Source organism: Isoptericola sp. NPDC056578, from assembly GCF_042793275.1.
Lineage (GTDB): Bacteria > Actinomycetota > Actinomycetes > Actinomycetales > Cellulomonadaceae > Isoptericola.
This window is the reverse complement of sequence record NZ_JBHTVC010000038.1, coordinates 15,366-33,148: the sequence shown is the minus strand read 5'-3', so window position 1 is coordinate 33,148 and position 17,783 is coordinate 15,366. Positions and strand designations below refer to the sequence as shown.

Annotated in this window: 17 protein-coding genes; 7 read left to right on the top strand and 10 right to left on the bottom strand. The window is 75.7% G+C overall.

The genetic code is table 11. From position 1 onward, the window contains the following. Nucleotides 1-35: 35 nt before the first annotated feature. On the bottom strand, nt 36-554 hold the full coding sequence (locus tag ACFQ80_RS15010; protein ID WP_430564220.1) for a GNAT family N-acetyltransferase: 519 nt from the start codon (nt 552-554) through the stop codon (nt 36-38). Between the two features lie 23 nt (nt 555-577). Here ACFQ80_RS15010 and ACFQ80_RS15005 point away from each other — a divergent pair, with 23 nt between their 5' ends. Genes ACFQ80_RS15005 through ACFQ80_RS14995 form a run of 3 tightly spaced genes read left to right on the top strand, consistent with a single transcriptional unit; the run spans nt 578 to nt 2,857 of the window. Beyond that, a complete protein-coding gene (locus tag ACFQ80_RS15005) occupies nt 578-1,249 on the top strand; it encodes a class I SAM-dependent methyltransferase (protein WP_430564219.1) in 672 nt (223 codons plus the stop codon). After that, a complete protein-coding gene (locus ACFQ80_RS15000; RefSeq protein WP_430564218.1) occupies nt 1,246-1,863 on the top strand; it encodes a DUF1684 domain-containing protein in 618 nt (205 codons plus the stop codon). Before ACFQ80_RS15005 ends, ACFQ80_RS15000 begins: the two co-directional genes overlap by 4 nt. A gap of 10 nt (nt 1,864-1,873) precedes the next feature. Then, on the top strand, nt 1,874-2,857 hold the full coding sequence (locus ACFQ80_RS14995; protein ID WP_430564217.1) for a quinone oxidoreductase family protein: 984 nt from the start codon (nt 1,874-1,876) through the stop codon (nt 2,855-2,857). Between the two features lie 10 nt (nt 2,858-2,867). Here ACFQ80_RS14995 and ACFQ80_RS14990 read toward each other — a convergent pair whose 3' ends face one another. After that, complete coding sequence (locus tag ACFQ80_RS14990; protein ID WP_430564216.1) at nt 2,868-3,125, bottom strand: hypothetical protein; 258 nt, start codon at nt 3,123-3,125, stop codon at nt 2,868-2,870. Between the two features lie 76 nt (nt 3,126-3,201). On the opposite strand from ACFQ80_RS14990, the gene ACFQ80_RS14985 reads away from it, so the two are divergent. Both ACFQ80_RS14985 and ACFQ80_RS14980 read left to right on the top strand, forming a co-directional pair. After that, entirely contained in the window at nt 3,202-3,993 is a 792-nt protein-coding gene (locus ACFQ80_RS14985) for a methyltransferase domain-containing protein (RefSeq protein WP_430564215.1), read from the top strand. A gap of 34 nt (nt 3,994-4,027) precedes the next feature. Then, nucleotides 4,028-4,813, top strand: a complete 786-nt coding sequence (locus ACFQ80_RS14980; RefSeq protein ID WP_430552228.1) for an LLM class F420-dependent oxidoreductase — start codon at nt 4,028-4,030, stop codon at nt 4,811-4,813. A gap of 33 nt (nt 4,814-4,846) precedes the next feature. Here the strand turns inward: ACFQ80_RS14980 and ACFQ80_RS14975 are convergent, their stop codons facing one another. From ACFQ80_RS14975 to ACFQ80_RS14945, 7 genes are all read right to left on the bottom strand, one after another. Continuing rightward, nucleotides 4,847-5,722, bottom strand: coding sequence for an SDR family NAD(P)-dependent oxidoreductase (locus ACFQ80_RS14975; protein WP_430564214.1), 876 nt, complete (start codon nt 5,720-5,722; stop codon nt 4,847-4,849). Next, nucleotides 5,715-8,327, bottom strand: coding sequence for a phenylalanine--tRNA ligase subunit beta (pheT, locus tag ACFQ80_RS14970; protein WP_430564213.1), 2,613 nt, complete (start codon nt 8,325-8,327; stop codon nt 5,715-5,717). The genes ACFQ80_RS14975 and pheT overlap by 8 nt, the downstream gene beginning before the upstream one ends. Further along, nucleotides 8,327-9,415: a phenylalanine--tRNA ligase subunit alpha gene (pheS, locus tag ACFQ80_RS14965; RefSeq protein WP_430552231.1), complete on the bottom strand. Its 1,089-nt coding sequence runs from the start codon at nt 9,413-9,415 to the stop codon at nt 8,327-8,329. The genes pheT and pheS overlap by 1 nt, the downstream gene beginning before the upstream one ends. 215 nt (nt 9,416-9,630) lie before the next feature. After that, nucleotides 9,631-10,122, bottom strand: coding sequence for a ribose-5-phosphate isomerase (locus ACFQ80_RS14960; RefSeq protein WP_430564212.1), 492 nt, complete (start codon nt 10,120-10,122; stop codon nt 9,631-9,633). A gap of 63 nt (nt 10,123-10,185) precedes the next feature. Continuing rightward, nucleotides 10,186-11,901 carry a dihydroxyacetone kinase family protein gene (locus tag ACFQ80_RS14955; RefSeq protein ID WP_430564211.1) on the bottom strand — a complete coding sequence of 572 codons (1,716 nt, stop codon included), beginning with the start codon at nt 11,899-11,901 and terminating at the stop codon, nt 10,186-10,188. Nucleotides 11,902-11,960: 59 nt separating this feature from the next. Continuing rightward, complete coding sequence (locus tag ACFQ80_RS14950) at nt 11,961-13,298, bottom strand: MFS transporter (protein ID WP_430564210.1); 1,338 nt, start codon at nt 13,296-13,298, stop codon at nt 11,961-11,963. Between the two features lie 42 nt (nt 13,299-13,340). Next, the gene (locus ACFQ80_RS14945) at nt 13,341-14,456 is read right to left on the bottom strand and encodes a zinc-binding dehydrogenase (protein WP_430564209.1); all 1,116 of its coding nucleotides are present in this window, start codon (nt 14,454-14,456) and stop codon (nt 13,341-13,343) included. Nucleotides 14,457-14,611: 155 nt separating this feature from the next. Here ACFQ80_RS14945 and ACFQ80_RS14940 point away from each other — a divergent pair, with 155 nt between their 5' ends. Both ACFQ80_RS14940 and ACFQ80_RS14935 read left to right on the top strand, forming a co-directional pair. Continuing rightward, nucleotides 14,612-15,625 carry a sugar-binding transcriptional regulator gene (locus ACFQ80_RS14940; RefSeq protein WP_430564208.1) on the top strand — a complete coding sequence of 338 codons (1,014 nt, stop codon included), beginning with the start codon at nt 14,612-14,614 and terminating at the stop codon, nt 15,623-15,625. Beyond that, nucleotides 15,622-17,118 carry an FGGY-family carbohydrate kinase gene (locus tag ACFQ80_RS14935; RefSeq protein ID WP_430564207.1) on the top strand — a complete coding sequence of 499 codons (1,497 nt, stop codon included), beginning with the start codon at nt 15,622-15,624 and terminating at the stop codon, nt 17,116-17,118. Before ACFQ80_RS14940 ends, ACFQ80_RS14935 begins: the two co-directional genes overlap by 4 nt. Here the strand turns inward: ACFQ80_RS14935 and ACFQ80_RS14930 are convergent. Next, nucleotides 17,115-17,777 carry a 2'-5' RNA ligase family protein gene (locus tag ACFQ80_RS14930; RefSeq protein WP_430564206.1) on the bottom strand — a complete coding sequence of 221 codons (663 nt, stop codon included), beginning with the start codon at nt 17,775-17,777 and terminating at the stop codon, nt 17,115-17,117. The two genes, ACFQ80_RS14935 and ACFQ80_RS14930, sit on opposite strands and share 4 nt — an antisense overlap. Between the last annotated feature and the right edge of the window lie 6 nt (nt 17,778-17,783).

The window sequence follows — 17,783 nt, the reverse complement described above, 5'->3', positions numbered from 1 at the left end:
TCGGGACCTGTTTCTCACGGCACGGGCGCCGCGGGTCACCCGACGAGCGGCAGGTACATCACGTGCAGCCCGACGTACCCGTGCGACGGGCTGCGGAACGCGCCCGGCACCGTGCCGACGACCTCGAACCCCAGCGACCGCCACAGCCGCACGGCCACCTCGTTGGACTCCACCACCGCGTTGAACTGGATGCCGCGGAAGCCCTGCTCCCGGTGCCACGCGACGACGTGCTCGCCGAGTGCCCGGCCCACCCCGAGCCCGCGCGCGGCGGGCGACACCATGAACGACGCCGTGCCCACGTGGTCGCCGTGTCCCGGCCGGTTCGGCCCCATCTTGGCCGTGCCCAGCAGCGCCCCGTCGGCGCCCACCGCCACGACCGTCGCGCCCGGGGCGCGCTCCATCCAGATCTCCCGCGCCTGCGCGCTCGTGAGGTCCAGCGGGTAGACGTAGGTCTCGCCCTCGCGCACCACCGCCTCGACGGTCGGCCAGAGGGCGGGCCAGTCGTCGTCGGTCGCGGGACGGATCATGAACGGCGCGCGGGTGTCTCGGGTCACGGGCGAAGCATAGGGTCGAGGCCGTGACCTCCCGTCCCGCAGACCTCCCCGCCGACGCCCCGGCCGACGGCCTGGCCGACACCCCGGCCGACGACGTGTCCGCCGCGGTCGCGGCGGCCTACGACGCCCGCGCCGCGACGTACGACGAGAGCGCCATGCACCGCGACCTCGCCGCCCGGGTCGCCGCGTTCTGCGAGCTCGACGACGTCCGCGACGTGCTCGACGTCGCCACGGGGACGGGCCTGGTGCTGCGGGCGCTCGTGGCGCTGGCCCCGCGGCCGCTGCGCCTGACCGGCGTCGACCTGTCCCCCGACATGCTCGCCGTCGCCCACCGCGGCTCGCCAGGCGCGACCCTGCTGCGGGCCGACGCCGCCGCCCTCCCCCTGGCCGACGGGTCGGCGGACCTCGTCACCTGCGTCACGGCCCTGCACCTGGTCCCCGACCCGCGGGCGGTGCTGCGCGAGTGGGCGCGCGTGCTGCGGCCCGGCGGCCGGGCCGTCACCGCGACGTTCACGGCGTTCGGCGGGCCCGGGCCCGGACCGCGTGCCTTCCCCACCCACCACGACGCGTTCGCGGACCCGGGCCTGCTGGCGACGCAGGCCGCGGCCGCAGGGCTGCGCCTGCGGCGGCACGCGGACTGGCGCCACGACGACGGCGACGCCTTCCTGCTCGGCGAGCTCGAGGTGGCGGCATGACGCCGCAGGTCGCCCTCGAGCTCGCGGACTGGCGGCGGAGCGTGGCCGAGCTCTACGCCGCCGTCCGCGCGGCGCCCGACCCCGCGAGCGGGCACGCGACGTGGCGGGCGGGCCGCGACGGCCTCTTCCGCGACCACCCGCAGAGCCCGCTGCCCGCCGACGACCCGCTGCGCGCCACCGGCCTGCCGTACTGGCCGTACGACCCGGCCGTGCGCTTCGAGGTACCGCTGCGTCCGGCGCCGCCGGCGCGGCTCGAGCTCGACACGGGCGCGGACGGCACGACGACGATGGAGCGGGTCGGCGTGCTCGAGCTCCCCGGGCTGGGCACGCTCGACGCCTGGTGGCTGGCGCAGTACGGCGGCGGGCTGTTCGTGCCGCTGCGGGACGGCACCGCCGGTGGCGAGACGTACGGCGGCGGACGGTACGTCCTCGACACCGCCAAGGGTGCCGACCTCGGCGGGCGCGACGGCCTCGTGGTGGTCGACCTCAACCTGGCGTACCACCCGTCCTGCCGGTACGACCCCGCCTGGACCTGCCCGCTCGCCCCGGCCGGCAACCGGGTCGACGCGCCCGTGCGCGCGGGCGAGCGGCTGGACCGGCCTCCGGCTGCGTAGGCTCGGGCGCATGCACGCAGTCGTGGCCCGCGCGGCGGGTGGTCCCGAGGTCCTGGAGTACGTCGAGCAGCCCGACCCCGCGCCCGGCGCGGGCGAGCTCCTCGTCCGCGTCGTGGCGGCGGGGGTCAACTTCATCGACACCTACCGCCGGGCGGGCGTGTACCCCATGCGCTACCCGCACGTCGTGGGCGTCGAGGGCGCCGGGACGGTCGAGGCGCTCGGCGACGGCGTGGAGGGCTTCGCCGTCGGCGACGAGGTGGCCTGGAACGAGGCGCCCGGCTCGTACGCCGAGCTCGCCGTCGTCCCGGCGGCGAACGCCGTGCGCGTCCCCGCGGGCCTCGACCTCGTCACGGCCGCCGCCCTGCCGCTGCAGGGGATGACGGCGCACTACCTCGTCGCGTCGACCTTCGAGGTCGGGCCCGGCCACGACGTGCTCCTCACGGCCGGCGCCGGCGGCGTCGGCCTGCTCGCGACCCAGCTCGCGGTGGCGCGCGGCGGGCGCGTCATCACCACCGTGTCCTCGCCCGAGAAGGCGGCCCTGTCGTCGGCGGCCGGCGCCGCGCACACCGTCGACTACGCGGCGATGGGCGACCTCGCGACCGAGCTGCCCGCCGTCGTGCGGGACCTCACCGACGGGCGCGGCGTGCACGTCGTGTACGACGGCGTGGGCCGCGCCACGTTCGACGCCTCGCTCGCGTCCCTGCGCCCGCGCGGCACGCTCGTGCTGTTCGGCGGGGCGTCGGGTCAGGTGCCGCCCTTCGACCCGCAGCGGCTGAACTCCGGCGGGTCGCTCTACCTCACCCGGCCGACGCTGGCCCACTACCTCCTCACCCGGGGCGAGCTCGAGTGGCGGGCCGCCGAGGTGCTGGGGGCGGCCGCCGCGGGCGACCTGGACGTGCGGATCGGCGAGCGGCTCCCGCTCGCCGACGCGGCGCAGGCGCACCGCGCCCTGGAGGGGCGCGGCACGACGGGCAAGGTCCTCCTGGTCCCCTGACCGGTGGCGGTCAGCCCGCCGTCGGGCTCGAGACGTGCCAGCGGTGCCCGTACGGGTCCACCACCCACGCATTGCGCCAGCCCTCCTGGGGCCCGTCGTCGACCCCGCGCTCGAGACGGGCCTCCTCGATCCGGAAGCGCTCCTGCGCGCCGAAGGCCCTGCGGCAGGAGTCGATCGCCTCGGACGCCCCCCGCACGGCGAGGTACGGGACGACGGTCGCGGGGGTCGCCCCGCCGCGGCCTGGCGGCGCGATCCTGTCGGGCTCCACGTCGACAGCCTGGTGCGTGCGGGGCCTGCGCGCTAGTCTCTCGACATCAAGAGACTTGATGTCGAGAGGAATCGTCGTGGCCGACTGGTCCCCCACCGCGTACCTGCGCTACACCGACGAACGGTCGCGCCCCTTCGGCGAGCTCGTCGCGCGCGTCGTGCGCGACCCGGCGAGCATCGTCGACCTGGGCTGCGGCCCGGGGCACCTCACCCCCGTGCTGCGCGAGCGGTGGCCGGCCGCCACGTTCGTGGGGCTCGACGCCTCCCCCGCGATGATCGAGAAGGCGCGAGCCGCGGACCCCGGGGGCCGCTACGAGCTCGCCGACGTGCGCGACCACGCCGCCGGACGCGGCCCCGCGCCCGAGGCCGACCTCGTGATCAGCAACGCCACCCTGCAGTGGGTGCCCGGGCACCGCGACCTGCTCCCCGCCCTCGCCGCCACGGCCCGCCAGACCTTCGCCTTCTCCGTCCCGGGCAACCACGACGCCCCGAGCCACCGCACCCTGCGGGAGGTCGCCGGGCGCGGGCCGTACGCCGCCGTCGTCGGTCCCGTCGAGCGCCGCGCGGTCGGCGACCCCGCCGAGTACCTCGCGCTGCTCGGCCGGCCGGGCTGGTCGGTCGACACCTGGGAGACCACGTACACGCACGTGCTCGACGGCGACGACCCCGTGCTGCGCTGGATCTCGGCGACCGGTGCCCAGCCGGTGCTGCACGCGCTCGACGCGCACGACGCCGCGCACGGCACCGACCTGCGCGCCCGGTTCGACGCCGAGCTCGGCGCCGCCCTGCGCGAGGCCTACCCGAGGTACCCGTTCGGCACGCCCCTGGCCTTCCGCCGCGTCTTCGTGGTCGCCACGCGGAGCTCGTGACGGCGACGGGCACGAACGGTCGTAGGCTCGCGCCGTGACCGAGACCAGCCACCCGATCCGCATCGGGGTCCAGCTCCAGCCGCAGCACGCCGACTACGCCCAGATGCGCGACGCCGTCCGGCGCGCCGAGGACGCCGGCGTCGACGTGATCTTCAACTGGGACCACTTCTTCCCGCTCTCGGGCGACCCGGACGGCAAGCACTACGAGTGCTGGACGATGCTCGGCGCCTGGGCCGAGCAGACCGAGCGCGTCGAGATCGGCGCCCTCGTCAGCTGCAACTCCTACCGCAACCCCGACCTGCTCGCGGACATGGCACGCACGGTCGACCACATCAGCGGCGGCCGGCTGATCCTCGGCATCGGCGCCGGATGGTTCGCCAAGGACTACGAGCAGTTCGGCTACGAGTTCGGCACGGCGGGCTCGCGCATCGCCGACCTGGGCGCGGCGCTCCCCCGCATCAAGGCGCGGCTCGCGGCCGCCAACCCCGCCCCGACGCGGGAGATCCCGATCCTGATCGGCGGGGGCGGCGAGAAGAAGACGCTGCGCCTCGTGGCCGAGCACGCCGACGTCTGGCACTCCTTCGGCGACGTCGACACCCTGACCCGCAAGTCCGCGATCCTCGACGAGCACGGAGAGGCCGTCGGGCGCGACACCGGTCGCCTCGTGGAGCGGTCGGTCGGTGTGGGCGCGCCGCCCGAGGAGGTCGGGCAGAAGCTGCTCGACGCCGGGGCCACGCTGTTCACGATCGGCACGAGCGGGCCCGACTACGACCTGTCGCTCGTCGAGCAGTGGGTGCGCTGGCGCGACGAGCGCCGCTGACCCGCCGCTCGCGCCCCGGCCGGGGTGCCCCGGTCAGCGACCGGTGAGCACCTCGGCCAGCGGGTCGTCCGCCGCCGCGGGCTGCACGCGCAGCCGGCGGGCGGCGGGGGCCGACGCCTCCTGCGCGAGACGTGCCAGCGACTCCGGGGTGTCGTGCGAGGCGCGGACGAACCAGCCGGAGCAGGCGTCGAGGTCGCCGCGCGCGAATGCCGTCACGAGGTCGACCGTCCGCTCGACGGGCGTCCACTCGGTCCGCCCCTCGTGGGCGCGCATCGCCCCCGTCATGTCCGTGCGCACGACGCCGGGCGCGACCTCCAGCACGCGCAGGCCCCGGTCGTGGCCGGCGAGGTGGAGACCGGCGCCGAGGCGCATCAGCGCGGTCTTGCTCGCGTTGTAGGCGGTCGCGTCGCCGTTGTCGTGCGAGCCGGCGCCGCTGTTGAGGTCGACGACCCGCCCGCCGCCGCGCGCCAGCATCCCCGGCACCGCGTGCCGGGCGAGCAGGAACGGGCCCCGGACGTTCGTCTCGAGCACCGACCACCACTCGTCCGGGTCGGCCTCCCACAGCGGCACCTCGGCGTCGATGCGGCCGGCGTTGTTGACCAGCAGGTCCACCGACCCGAGCCCCCCGTCGGCCGGGGACGCCTCGGCCGCCCGCACGGCGGCCGCCACCGCCGCGGCGTCGGTGACGTCGGCCGGCAGCTCGAGGGCGACCCGGCCGAGGGCGCGCACCTCGCGCGCGACCTCCGCCAGCCGTCCCGCGTCCCGCGCCACGAGCGCGACGTCCAGCCCGGCCCGGGCGAGCCCGAGCGCGACCGCGCGGCCGATGCCGCGGCTCGCCCCGGTGACGAGCGCGGTCCGGGCCGCGGGGACGTCGCCCCGCGGCCCGGACCCGGCGGCGCGCTCAGCCACGCAGCACGGCCCCGACACGCTCGGTCGCCGCGGCGACCACGCCCTCGCGGACGGCGCGCACGTCGTCGGCCGTCAGCGTGCGGTCGGCGGCGCGCAGCCGCACCGAGTAGGCGAGCGACTTCTTCCCTTCGCCGACCTGCTCTCCGGTGAAGACGTCGAAGAGGCGCGCGTCCTCGAGCAGCGGGCCCGCGCCGGCGACGACGGCCGCGTGCACGTCGGCGGCGGGCACGCCCGCGTCGACGACGAACGCGAAGTCCTCCTTCGCCGCGGGGAACGCCGACACCGGCTCGGCCGCGACCGGGGCGTCCCCGCCGGCGGCGATCAGCGCGCCCAGGTCGAGCTCGAACGCCACCGCCCGGGCGGGCAGGCCCAGGGCCTCGACCACCTTCGGGTGCAGCTCGCCCGCGTGCCCGACGACGGCGCCGTCGGGCAGCGTCACCGCCGCGCAGCGGCCGGGGTGCCACGGCATCGTGCCGGAGTCGGCCCGGACCGTGACCTCCGCGCCCGCGCGCTCGGCGACGAGGCGCGCGGCGTCGAGGGCGTCCGTCCAGTCGGCCGCGCGGCCGTCGCCCCACCAGCCGGCGGGCACCGCGCGGCCGGTGAGCACGCCCGCGACGTGCCGCGGCTGGTCGGGGACCGCGGCCACCAGTGCCGCCAGGTCGTCGTCGGACGGCCGCACGCCCACCGGGAGCTGCGGCGGGGCCGGGGTGCCCGGCGTCGGCCGCGTGACCAGGCCGACCTCGAAGACCGCCACGTCGGGCAGGCCGCGCGAGACGTTCCGGCGTGCGGTCTCGAGCAGCGTCGAGAGCAGGTCCGCGCGCAGGAACGGCCGGTCGTCGGCCAACGGGTTGGCCAGGCGCAGCGTGGTGCGGCGCACGTCGTCGTCGGGCAGCCCGAGCGCGTCCAGGTCGGCCTCGCCCACGAACGGGTAGGACAGCACCTCGACGAGGCCGGCCTCCGCGAGCGCGCGCGCCACCGACCGGCGGGCCCGCTGCTCGGGCGTGAGGCCGCGGCCTCCCGAGGCGGACGGGAGCACGGACGGGATCTGGTCGTAGCCGGCGATCCGCACGACCTCCTCGACCAGCGCCGCCGGCTCGGTGAGGTCGGGGCGCCACGACGGGGGCGTCACGCGGACGGCGTCCACGCTGGCCCCGGCGACGGCGTCCGTCACGGTGCACCCGATCTGCTCGAGGATGCCGACCACGGTGGCGCGGTCGTACTCCACGCCGGACAGCCGCGTGGGCAGGCTGACGTCGAGCCGCACCGGCTTGGGCGGGGTCGTGGTGTCGAGGTCGCTCACGGCGCCGTCCGCGGCGCCGCCGCCCAGCTCCACGAGCAGGTCGACCACCCGCTGCGCGGCGACGGCGGGCAGGCGCGGGTCCACGCCGCGCTCGAACCGCTTGGCAGCCTCGGACGGCAGCCGGTGCCGCCGGGCGGTGCGGGCCACCGTGATCGGGTCGAAGTGCGCGGCCTCGACCAGGACGTCGGTCGTGGTGGGGCTCACCTCGGACGACGCGCCGCCCATGACGCCGGCCAGCCCGAGCACCCGCGCGCCGCGCTCGCCCGCCGGCGAGTCGGTGATGAGCAGGTCCTCGGCGTCCAGCGCGCGGTCGACGTCGTCGAGCGTCGTCAGGCGCTCGCCGGGGACGGCACGGCGGACGACGATCGGCGCCGCGACCCGGTCCAGGTCGTAGGCGTGCAGCGGCTGGCCCAGGTCGAGCATCACGTAGTTCGTGACGTCGACGGCCAGGGAGATGGACCGCATCCCCGACCCCTCGAGGCGACGCTTCATCCACGGCGGGGTGGGCGCGGCGGGGTCGATGCCGCGCACGATGCGCGTGACGAACCGGTCGCAGCCGACCTGCCCGTGGATCGGCGCCGCGTCGTCGACCTCGACGCCGAACCCGTCGGCCGTGGGGGCGGGCGGGGTGGTGCCGAGGTTCTCGGGCAGCCCGCGGTCGGTGAACCGCGCGCCCGTGGAGTGGGCGTACTCGCGCGCCACGCCGCGGTAGCTGAACGCGTACCCGCGGTCCGGGGTCACGTTGATCTCGAGCACCTCGTCGCCGAGGCCGAGCAGGGCGATCGCGTCCTGGCCCGGCGTGAGGTCGGCGGCGTCGAAGCCTGCGCGCGTGAGCACGAGGATGCCGTCGTGGTCCTCGCCGATGCCGAGCTCGCGCACCGAGCAGATCATGCCGTCGGAGACGTGGCCGTACGTCTTGCGCGCCGCGATGGCGAAGCCGCCGGGCAGCACGGTGCCGGGCAGCGACACGACGACGTAGTCCCCCACGCCGAAGTTGTGCGCGCCGCAGATGATGCCGCGCGCGCCGCCGGCGGGGACGTCGGCGTCGTCGACGCCCTTGACGTGCGCCTCGTTGTGCTCGGGACCGACGTCGACGAGGCACCAGTTGACGGTCTTGCCGTTCTTCTGCGGCTCCGGGGTCTGCGCGAGCACGCGGCCCACGACGAGCGGGCCGGTGACGGCGGCGGGGTGGATCTCCTCCTCCTCCAGGCCGACCTTCACCAGGGCCGCCGCGAGCTGCTCCGCGGTGAGGTCCGCCGGCAGCTCGACGTGCTCGCCGAGCCAGTCAGTGACGATGCGGGGCATCAGATCTCCGTCCCGAACTGGGTGGAGAAGCGCACGTCGCCCTCCACGATGTCGTGCATGTCGGCGATCGAGTGGCGCAGCATCGCCGTGCGCTCGATGCCCATCCCGAACGCGAAGCCCTGGTACTCCTCGGGGTCGATCCCTGCCGCGCGCAGCACGTTCGGGTTGACCATGCCGCAGCCGCCCCACTCGATCCAGCCCGCGCCGCCCTTCTTCTGCGGGAACCACAGGTCCATCTCGGCGCTGGGCTCCGTGAACGGGAAGAAGCTCGGGCGCAGCCGCGTGCGCGCCTCGGGGCCGAACATGGCCCGCGCGAACGCGTCGAGCGTGCCGACGAGGTTCGCCATCGTCAGGCCCTTGTCGACCGCAAGGCCCTCGACCTGGTGGAAGACCGGGGTGTGGGTGGCGTCCAGCGCGTCGGTGCGGAACACCTTGCCGGGGCACGCGACGTACAGCGGCACGCCGCGCTCGAGCAGGGACCGCGACTGCACCGGCGACGTGTGCGTGCGCAGCACGAGGTTGGACGGCTTGTCCCCGTCGCCCGCGACGTAGAACGTGTCCTGCATCTGCCGGGCCGGGTGGTCCGGGTCGAAGTTCAGGGCGTCGAAGTTGAACCACTCCGCCTCGACCTCGGGGCCGTCGGCGATCTCCCAGCCGAGCCCGACGAAGAAGTCCGCGATGCGCTCCTGCACCAGCTCGATCGGGTGCCGCGCCCCGACGGCGCGACGGTCCGTCGGCAGCGTGACGTCGACGGTCTCCTCGACGAGGACGCGCTCGTCGCGCTCGGCCTCGAGCTCCGCCTGGCGCGCGGCGATCGCCTGGTTCACGCGGCCGCGGCGAGGCCCGACGTTCTTGCCGGCGGCGGCCTTCTCCGGCCCCGGCAGGGACCCGATGGCGCGGTTCGCGAGCGCGAGCGGGCTCTTGTCCCCGGTCTGCGCGGTGCGGACGGCCTTCAGCTCGTCCAGGTCGCGCGCGGCGGCGACCGCGGCGAGGGCCTCGTCGACGACGGCGTCGAGCGCCGCGACGTCCAACGGGTCGGGGCTCTGCCGTTCGACGCCGGGTTCTGGGGTGGGTGCGGGCGTGGACATGCGTGCCTTCCTGAGAGGGGCCCTGCGAGGGGTGTGGGCGGCGGGGTCAGTTTATGTGCCCGCCCGGGCCGGTCAGGTCGGCGTCCGCGGTGCCGCGCTCAGCGCGCGCGCGTCGCCGGGGCCGGGCCCGTGGCGGGCCCGGTAAATCGGCGGTCGCGGCGTGTCACGCCTCCCATGATGGCACGGGAGGCGTGACACGCCGGTCTCGTCACGTCTCAGGCGACCTCGTAGCCGCAGATCGCCTCGACCTTCGCCGCCGACGCGCTGGCGGGGTCGAACGCGTAGCCCAGCCACTCGCGCACGAGCCGGCGGGCGAGCTCCGGGCCGACGACCCGCTGCCCCAGGCAGAGCACCTGCGCGTCGTTGCTGAGCACGGAGCGCTCGACCGAGTACGAGTCGTGCGCCGTCACCGCGCGGACGCCGGGCACCTTGTTCGCCGCGATCGCGACGCCCAGGCCCGTGCCGCAGACCAGGAGCGCCCGGTCGGCCTCGCCGGCCGCGACGAGCCGGGCCGCCTCGACCGCGACGTGCGGGTACGCCGTGTGCCCGTCGGCACCCACGCCGACGTCCGTCACCGTCGCGACGCGGGGGTCGTCGGCGAGGTCCCCCGCGAGGAGGGACTTGAGGTCGAAGCCCGCGTCGTCGGACCCGACCACGAGGCGCAGCCCCGCGCCCGCCTCGGTCGCGCTGTCGTTCGTTGCTGTCATGCCGGTGTCTCCTTCTCCTGCCGCGCCGGTGCTGCGGGCGCCGCCAGGTGCTGGTCGGTCTGTTCAGTCGCGGGCGAGGACCTCGCCCACGCGGGTGACGACGAGCGCGAACGAGGTCGCGCCGGCGTCCGGGGTGCCGAGGGACTTCTCCGCGAGCGGCCGAGCCCGCCCGACGCGCGGACGCAGGTCCGCCGTGGCGCGGGCAGCCTCGGTCGCCGCGTCGGCAGCCGCCGCCCAGGCGTCCCTCGTCGGGGCGCCGGCCCCCGCCTGCTCACGGAACGACGCGGCGAACGGCAGCAGTGCGTCGAGCAGGGTCTTGTCCCCCGCCTGCGCGCGGCCGAGGTCCTGCACGGACTCGGCGAACGCGTCGATCGCGTCGGCGACCTTCGGGGGGTCGTACGCGTCCCCGTCGTCCCCGAGCGACCCGCCGAACGCCTCCAGCGCGGCGCCCCAGAGCACGCCGGAGGTGCCGCCGGCCTGCTCGGCCCACGCCCGCCCCGCGCGGCCGAGCAGCCAGGCGGCACCGGCCTCGGGCGGCGCCTGCTCGGCGCTGCGCAGGGCCGCGGTGGCGCCCTTGAGCATGCCTCGGCCGTGGTCGCCGTCGCCGGCGACCGCGTCGATGCGGCCGAGCTCCTCCTCGTGCTCGGCGACGACCGCGTGCAGGGCGCGCAGCCCGTCGCGGACGGCGCCCGCGAGCGCCCGGGAGGCGTCGCTCGCCGGCGGCACGGCCTCGTCCTGGGCCACGCCCTCGGCGGCACCCCCGCGCCCCGAGGCGTCGAGCCGCTCGAGGGGCGCACGCTGCTTGCGGTACGCCGGGGTGTAGGCGTCGGCCGTCCAGCACCGCTCCAGCTCGTCGTCCAGCCACTGGAGGGTGAGGGACACGCCGCCCATGTCGAGGCTCGTGACGAGCTCGCCGACCTCCGGCTCCACCAGGGTGAAGCCCCGCTCGCGCAGCAGCCGGGCCACGTGCCGCCACAGGAGGAAGAGCTCCTCGTACTTCGTGGTGCCGAGGCCGTTGAGCACCGGCGCGAGGCGCGTCGACGACGAGTCCGGCGCCGCGGCGAGGAGGCGCTCCACGAGGAGGCCGGCGAGCTTCTCCGCCGGCAGCAGGGGGACGTCCTCGATGCCCGGCTCGCCGTGGATGCCGAGGCCGAGCCCCAGGTGCCCGGCGGGCACCTGGAAGAGGGGGGCTTCGGCGCCCGGCATCGTGCAGCCGGAGAACGCCACGCCGAGCGTGCGGGTCGCGGCGTTCGACGCGCGGCCGACCCGCTCCACCTCGTCGAGGTCGAGGCCCGCCGCGGCCGCGGCGCCCATCGCCTTGAAGACGGAGAAGTCGCCCGCGATGCCGCGGCGCTGCTCGGGGTCCTCGGCGGACGCGACGTCGTCGGTCACGACGACGACCCGCGCGTCGATGCCCTCCTTGCGCAGCCGCTCGGCGGCGATGCCGAAGTTCATGATGTCGCCGGCGTAGTTGCCGAAGCTGAGCACCACCCCGCGCCCCTGGTCGGCCGCCTTCGCGACGGAGTACGCCTGGGCCGCGGACGGCGAGGTGAAGATGTTGCCGACCACGGCGCCGTGCGCCAGGCCGGACCCCACCGTGCCGCAGAAGGCCGGGTAGTGGCCCGAGCCGCCGCCGATCACGACGGCGACCTGCGGCTCGCCGTCCGGCAGCGTCACGACGCCGCCGGGCACGCCGCGCAACCGGTCGGCGTAGAGGTCGAGGAATCCGGCGAGCTGGTCGTCGGCGAACTCCTCCGGGTCGTCGAAGATCCTCGTCATGGGAGCGTCCTTCGTTCGTGGGTCGTACGGGGAGGTACCAGGCGACGACGGCGCGGTCGTCAGCGGGCCGCCACGGCGGCCGCGCGGGGTGCGGGGGCGTGCCCCGGCTGGTCGACGGTGAGCCGGCCGACCATGACGAAGGCCGCGGCGTAGAGGGCCACGAACATCCAGACGATGCCCTGGCCGCCGAACCCGACGGCGAAGCCCAGCGCCACGACGGCCGAGCCCAGGAAGGCGGCGCCGCCCGCGGCGGTCGTGTACATGGCCATCGCGGCGCCCTTCCGCTCGGGGGCGAGCGCAGGCATGATCGCGCCCATCGGGACGAACCCGGCGAGCAGGCAGCCGAAGACGCACCCGGCGGCGGTCGCGACCCAGAAGCCCCAGTCGGAGCCGTAGGGCACGAGCTGCGGCACGTACCACCAGGCGAGCAGGCCGAGCGACGACCCGAACACGCCGAACCACTTCACCGTGCGCTGCCAGCCGATGCGGTCGCCGATCCACCCGAAGAGGGCGTTGACGAGGATGTTGGTCGCGTACACGAGCACGGTCATCGTCAGCCACCGGGCCTGGCCCCAGCCGCGCTCGTCGGCGATCACGGCGGGAAGCACGATGAACATGCCGTACTGGGGCGCGGTGTTGATGAGACGCACCAGGAAGCCCATGAGCACCTTGGGGCTGCGCACCGTCAGCGACAGGCCGGACAGCATGACCGTCGAGGCCGAGTCGCCGGCGGGCGCGATCCGGCGCGACCCGCGCGGGTCGCGCACGCCGAACCACGCGACGAGGAAGCCGAGCGTCACCGGGAGCAGCGACACCCACATCGCACCGGCCTCGCCGGCGAACCCGCCGCCGAACGTCGGGATGGCGCCGATGGCGAAGAGCGAGCCGAGGGTGGGCAGCCCGCCGGTGAACGCGACGTAGAACCAGCCGACGGCGGAGCCGTTGCGCTCGGGGCGCGTGGCGACGTTCACCCAGACCAGGAAGCCGAACGCGAACAGCGGGTAGCCGAAGCCCCGGATCGCGTAGGTCAGCGCGACCGCCCAGAAGCTGCCGCTGTCCAGGGCGACGAGGAACAGGGCCTGGAAGACGACCCAGACGCCGAACCCGAGCAGCATCACCTTGCGCGGCCCGAGGAGGTCCGCGAGTGCCCCGGACAGATAGCTGCCCACGAGCACGGTGAGGCTGTACGCCGTGATGATCGTGGCGACGGTCGCCTCGGGGCTGCCGAGCGCCTCGACGAGGTGCGGGGTGATGAAGTTGGAGTCGACGCCGACCCCGGTCATGAACAGCAGGACGCCCAGATAGCCCCACGCGACGGAGCGGGGGATGCCCATCCGCTCCAGCCGGGACTCGGTGGCCGGCGACGGCGCGTCGTCGCGCGTCGTGGTCTCAGACATGGTTCTCCTTCGAACGGTCGGATCCGTGGCGGTGGGGCGAGGTCAGGACAGCGACGGGACGATCGACACCTTGACCGAGCCGCCCGCCGAGTCGCCGACCAGGTCGAGGGCGTCCTGGAAGCGCTCGAGCGGGAACTGGTGCGTGCACACCTCCTCGAGCGGGAGGGTGCCGGACTCGATGAGCTTGATGGCGGGGCGCCAGCAGTGCGGACCGAGGTGTGCGCCCAGCACGTCGAGCTCCTTGTCGTCCGAGAGGATCGACCAGTCCACGGTCACGTCGTCCTTGAAGACCGAGTACTCGACGAAGGTGCCGAGCTTGCGCAGCAGGTCGAGGCCCTGCGCGACGGCGGACGGGTGGCCGGTGGCCTCGATGTAGACGTCGGCCCCGTAGCCGCCGGTGAGCTCCTTGACCCGCGCGACGGCGTCCTCGGTCGTGATGTTGATCGTCACGTCGGCGCCGACCTTGCTCGCCAGCTCGAGCTTGGCATCGCTCATGTCGAGCGCGACGACGAGGTACGGGTTCTTCTGGCGGGCGCCGGCGATGGCGCCGAGGCCGATCGGGCCCGCGCCGGCCACCACGACGACGTCGTCCAGCTGGATCCCGCCGCGCTCGACGGCGTGCATCGAGCAGGACAGCGGCTCGGCGAACGCGGCGTGCTGCGGCGCGATCGAGGGGTCGACCTGGTGCGTCAGGGCCCGCTCCGGCACCAGCACGTACTCGGCCATGGCCCCGTTGAAGCCCTTGAAGCCGAACATGTCGTGCGGGCCGCACATCCAGTACGCGCCGCGCAGGCAGTACCGGCACTCCCAGCAGGGCACGATCTGCTCGCAGGCGAGCCGGTCGCCGAGCGCGGCCTCGCGCTTGTCGAGCGCGCCCTGGTCGCCGGCCGCGACGACGGTGCCGGCGAACTCGTGGCCGGGCGTCACGCCCTTCTGCGCCCAGGCCGGGCGGTGCTCGTCGCCCCAGAACTTCGCGGCGCCGTGGTAGCACTTCAGGTCGCTGGCGCAGACGCCGACGGCGTCGACGCGCAGCAGGAGCTCCCCCGGCCCGGGGACGGGCACGGGGAGGGTCTCGAGTCGGTAGTCCTCGGGACCGTGGACGACCACGGCGCGCATGGTCTCGGGAAGGGTGGTCTCGGCGTTCGTGACGAGGGGCACGGGTCTGGCCTCCGTTGGCTCTGGGTTCCGGACGCGGCCACCGTAGCCACTTCATGAACATTTGTCACGCACACTTGTTCAGGAGAGGAGCGCCGGGCGCGCGGAAGGGGAAGAATCACCGTCGTCCGACGACGTCCCGAGACCCTGGGAGCACCGTGAGCGAGCGCGACGACGCGAGGCCTGACCGGACGGACCACCTGAGCGAGCACCGGAGCGAGCACGAGGTGACCGCCGCCGACCTGGCGTACCAGGCGGCGCGGATGTACTACGTCGACAACGAGACGCAGGCCGCCATCGCGGAGCGCCTGGACGTCTCGCGCCCCACCGTCAGCCGGCTCGTGACCGAGGCGCGCCGGCTCGGCCTGGTGCGCATCGAGGTCGTGGACCCCCGCTCCGACGAGCGCGGCGTGCTCGCCGCGCGCCTCCGCGAGGCCCTCGGCCTGGACGGCGCCCGCGTCGTGCCGCCCGTCCATCCCAGCCGGCTCGGCCCCGACCTCGCCCCCGCCGTCGGCGCGGAGATCGAGGACATGGGTCTGGAGCCCGGCGACGTGCTGCTGCTCTCGTCCGGGCGGACCGTCTACGAGGTCGTGCGCGAGCCGCTGCCCAAGATGACCGGCGTGCAGGTCGTCCCGACCGTCGGCGGCCTCAGCGAGCCCGTCGCCTGGTACCAGACCAACGAGATCGCCCGCCTTGCCGCCGAGAGCACGGGCGCCTTCCCGGCGTTCCTGTTCACCGAGGTGCTGCCCACGGTCCCGATGCGCCGCTCGCTCGACGAGGACCCGACCTTCCGGCACGTGATCGGCCTCTGGCGGTCCGCCCGCGCCGCCGTGGTCGGCATCGGCGCGCCGACCGCCACCCGGAACTCGATCTCCCGCTCGATCCCTGCGGACGCGTCGACGTTCCGCGACGCCATCGGGGACGTGTGCATGAACTTCTTCGACGCCGCCGGCGCCGCGATCGAGTTCCCCGGCAGCGACCGGATGGTGCGCACCCCCCGCGAGCTGCTCCAGGGGCTCGACCGGTGCGTCGGCGTCGCCGTGGGCGTCGAGAAGGTGCCCAGCATCGTCGGCGCCGTGCGGGCCGGACTCGTGCGCTCCCTCGTGACCGACGCGCCGACGGCGCGCGCCCTGCTCGAGGCGCTCGACCGGCCGGCGGCGCGCCGCCCATGACCGGGGCCGTCCTCGGCGTCGACATCGGGACCTCGAGCGCGAAGGCGGTGCTCGTCGACCTCGACGGTCGTGTGCAGGCGCGCGCCACGATCGAGCACGAGCCCGACCGCCCTCGTCCCGGGCACGTCGAGATGGACCCGGAGGTCTGGTGGGACGAGCTCGCGGAGCTCACGGCGCGGCTGCGCCGCCAGTGCGACGTCCCCGTCGTCGCGGTGGGCACCAGCGGCGTCGGCCCCTGCGCCGTCCTCACGGACGCGGCGGGCACGCCCCTGCGCCCCGCCATCCTCTACGGCGTCGACACGCGCGCGTCCGCGCAGATCGACCGGCTGGAGGCAGAGCTCGGGGCCGAGGCCGTCGAGCGGGCCACCGGCTCCCGGCTCTCCAGCCAGGCCGTGGGGCCCAAGCTCGCGTGGGTCGCCGAGCACGAGCCGGAGGTCTGGGCCCGCGCCCGCCGCCTGTTCATGCCGTCGTCCTGGCTCGTCTGGAGGCTCACGGGCGCCTACCGCCTCGACCACACGTCGGCCAGCCAGGCCGCGCCGCTCTACGACCTGCGCGCCGGCACCTGGCACGAGCGCTGGGCCGACCGGCTGCGCGGCCAGGTCACCCTGCCCGCGCTCGGGCTGCCCGGTGACGTGGCCGGGAAGGTCACGGCCGACGCCGCGCGGCGGACCGGCCTGCCCGAGGGCACCCCCGTCGTGCTCGGGACGATCGACGCCTGGGCGGAGGCGGCCAGCGTCCCCACGGCCCCGGACGACGTCGCCCTCATGTACGGCAGCACGCTCTTCATGATCGCGTCGGGCCACCGCCTGCTGCACCACCGCGACCTCTGGTCGGCGGTCGGTGTCCGGCCCGGGACGTACGACCTCACGGCCGGCACCGCCACCAGCGGGGCGGTCACCGGCTGGCTGCGCGGGCTGTTCGGCGGCCCCGGGTTCGGCGAGCTGGTCGCGGAGGCCGAGCGCTCCCCGGCGGGCAGCCGCGGCCTCCTCATGCTCCCGTACTTCGCCGGCGAGCGGACCCCGCTGCACGACCCGGACGCCCGCGGCGTCATCGCCGGGCTCACGCTCGAGCACTCCCGGGGGGACGTGTACCGCGCGGCGCTCGAGGCGACCGCCTTCGGCGTCCGCCAGAACCTCGAGCTCCTGCGCGGCGCCGGAGCGCCGGCGCTGCGCGGGGTGGCCGTCGGAGGGGGGTCGCAGGGCGCCCTGTGGCCGCAGATCGTCTCCGACGTCACCGGGCTCCCCCAGGTCCTCGCCGACGGGTCGTCGGGCGCGTGCCTCGGCGCGGCCTACCTCGCCGCGTCCGCCGTGGCGGAGGTCGACATCGCGCGGTGGAACCCCCTGACGACCCGGATCGAGCCGGACCCTGCCCGGGCGGCGCGCTACGACAGCCTCTACGACGGCTACCGGGAGCTGTACCGCACGACGCGGGACACCGTGCACCGCCTGGCGGACGTCCAGCACGCCTCGCCCGGCGCGGCCGACGCGCCCTAGGCGGCGCCGGCCAGCGGGACCTCGGCGACGGCCTCGTGCAGCGGCCCGCCCGACCGCCCCTCCCCGAGCCGGGACGCGACGACGTGCACGGCGTCCACCCGCCACCACGGCCCCCGGTACACGGCGAGCGCCCGCGCCCACGGCACCAGCGGCGACGCGTCGGCCTCCCGCCCGCGCGGCCCCCGCGTGCCTCCGCGTGCGGAGTCCACCCGCCGCCGGCCCGCCGCGGCAGGAACGGTCGCACGAGCGGTCGCCCGCGCGACCGTGAGGTGCGGCCGTCCCGACGTGCGGTCCGCGGCGGGCAGGCCCGACGCGCCGACGGCGGCGTCCTGCACGAGCTCACCGGCGCGCCGCAGGTCGTCGACCGACCCGGCCACACCCACCCAGAGCGTGCGGCCGCCGAAGGTGCCGCCGCCGCTCAGGGCCAGCTCGAACGGCGGCACGTCGGCCAGCGCGTCGCCCAATGCGTCCACGTAGTCCGGCACGGCCCCGTCCGGCACCTCGCCGTGGAAGACCAGCGTGACGTGACGCTGCTCGGGCGGCACCCAGCGCAGCCCGCGGCCCGGGTCCGCGACGGACGCGCCGCCCACGCCGGCGAGGGCGAGCTCCAGGTGGGCGAGGGCCTCGGCGGACGGGTACACGGCCGTGAACAGGCGCATGGCGCG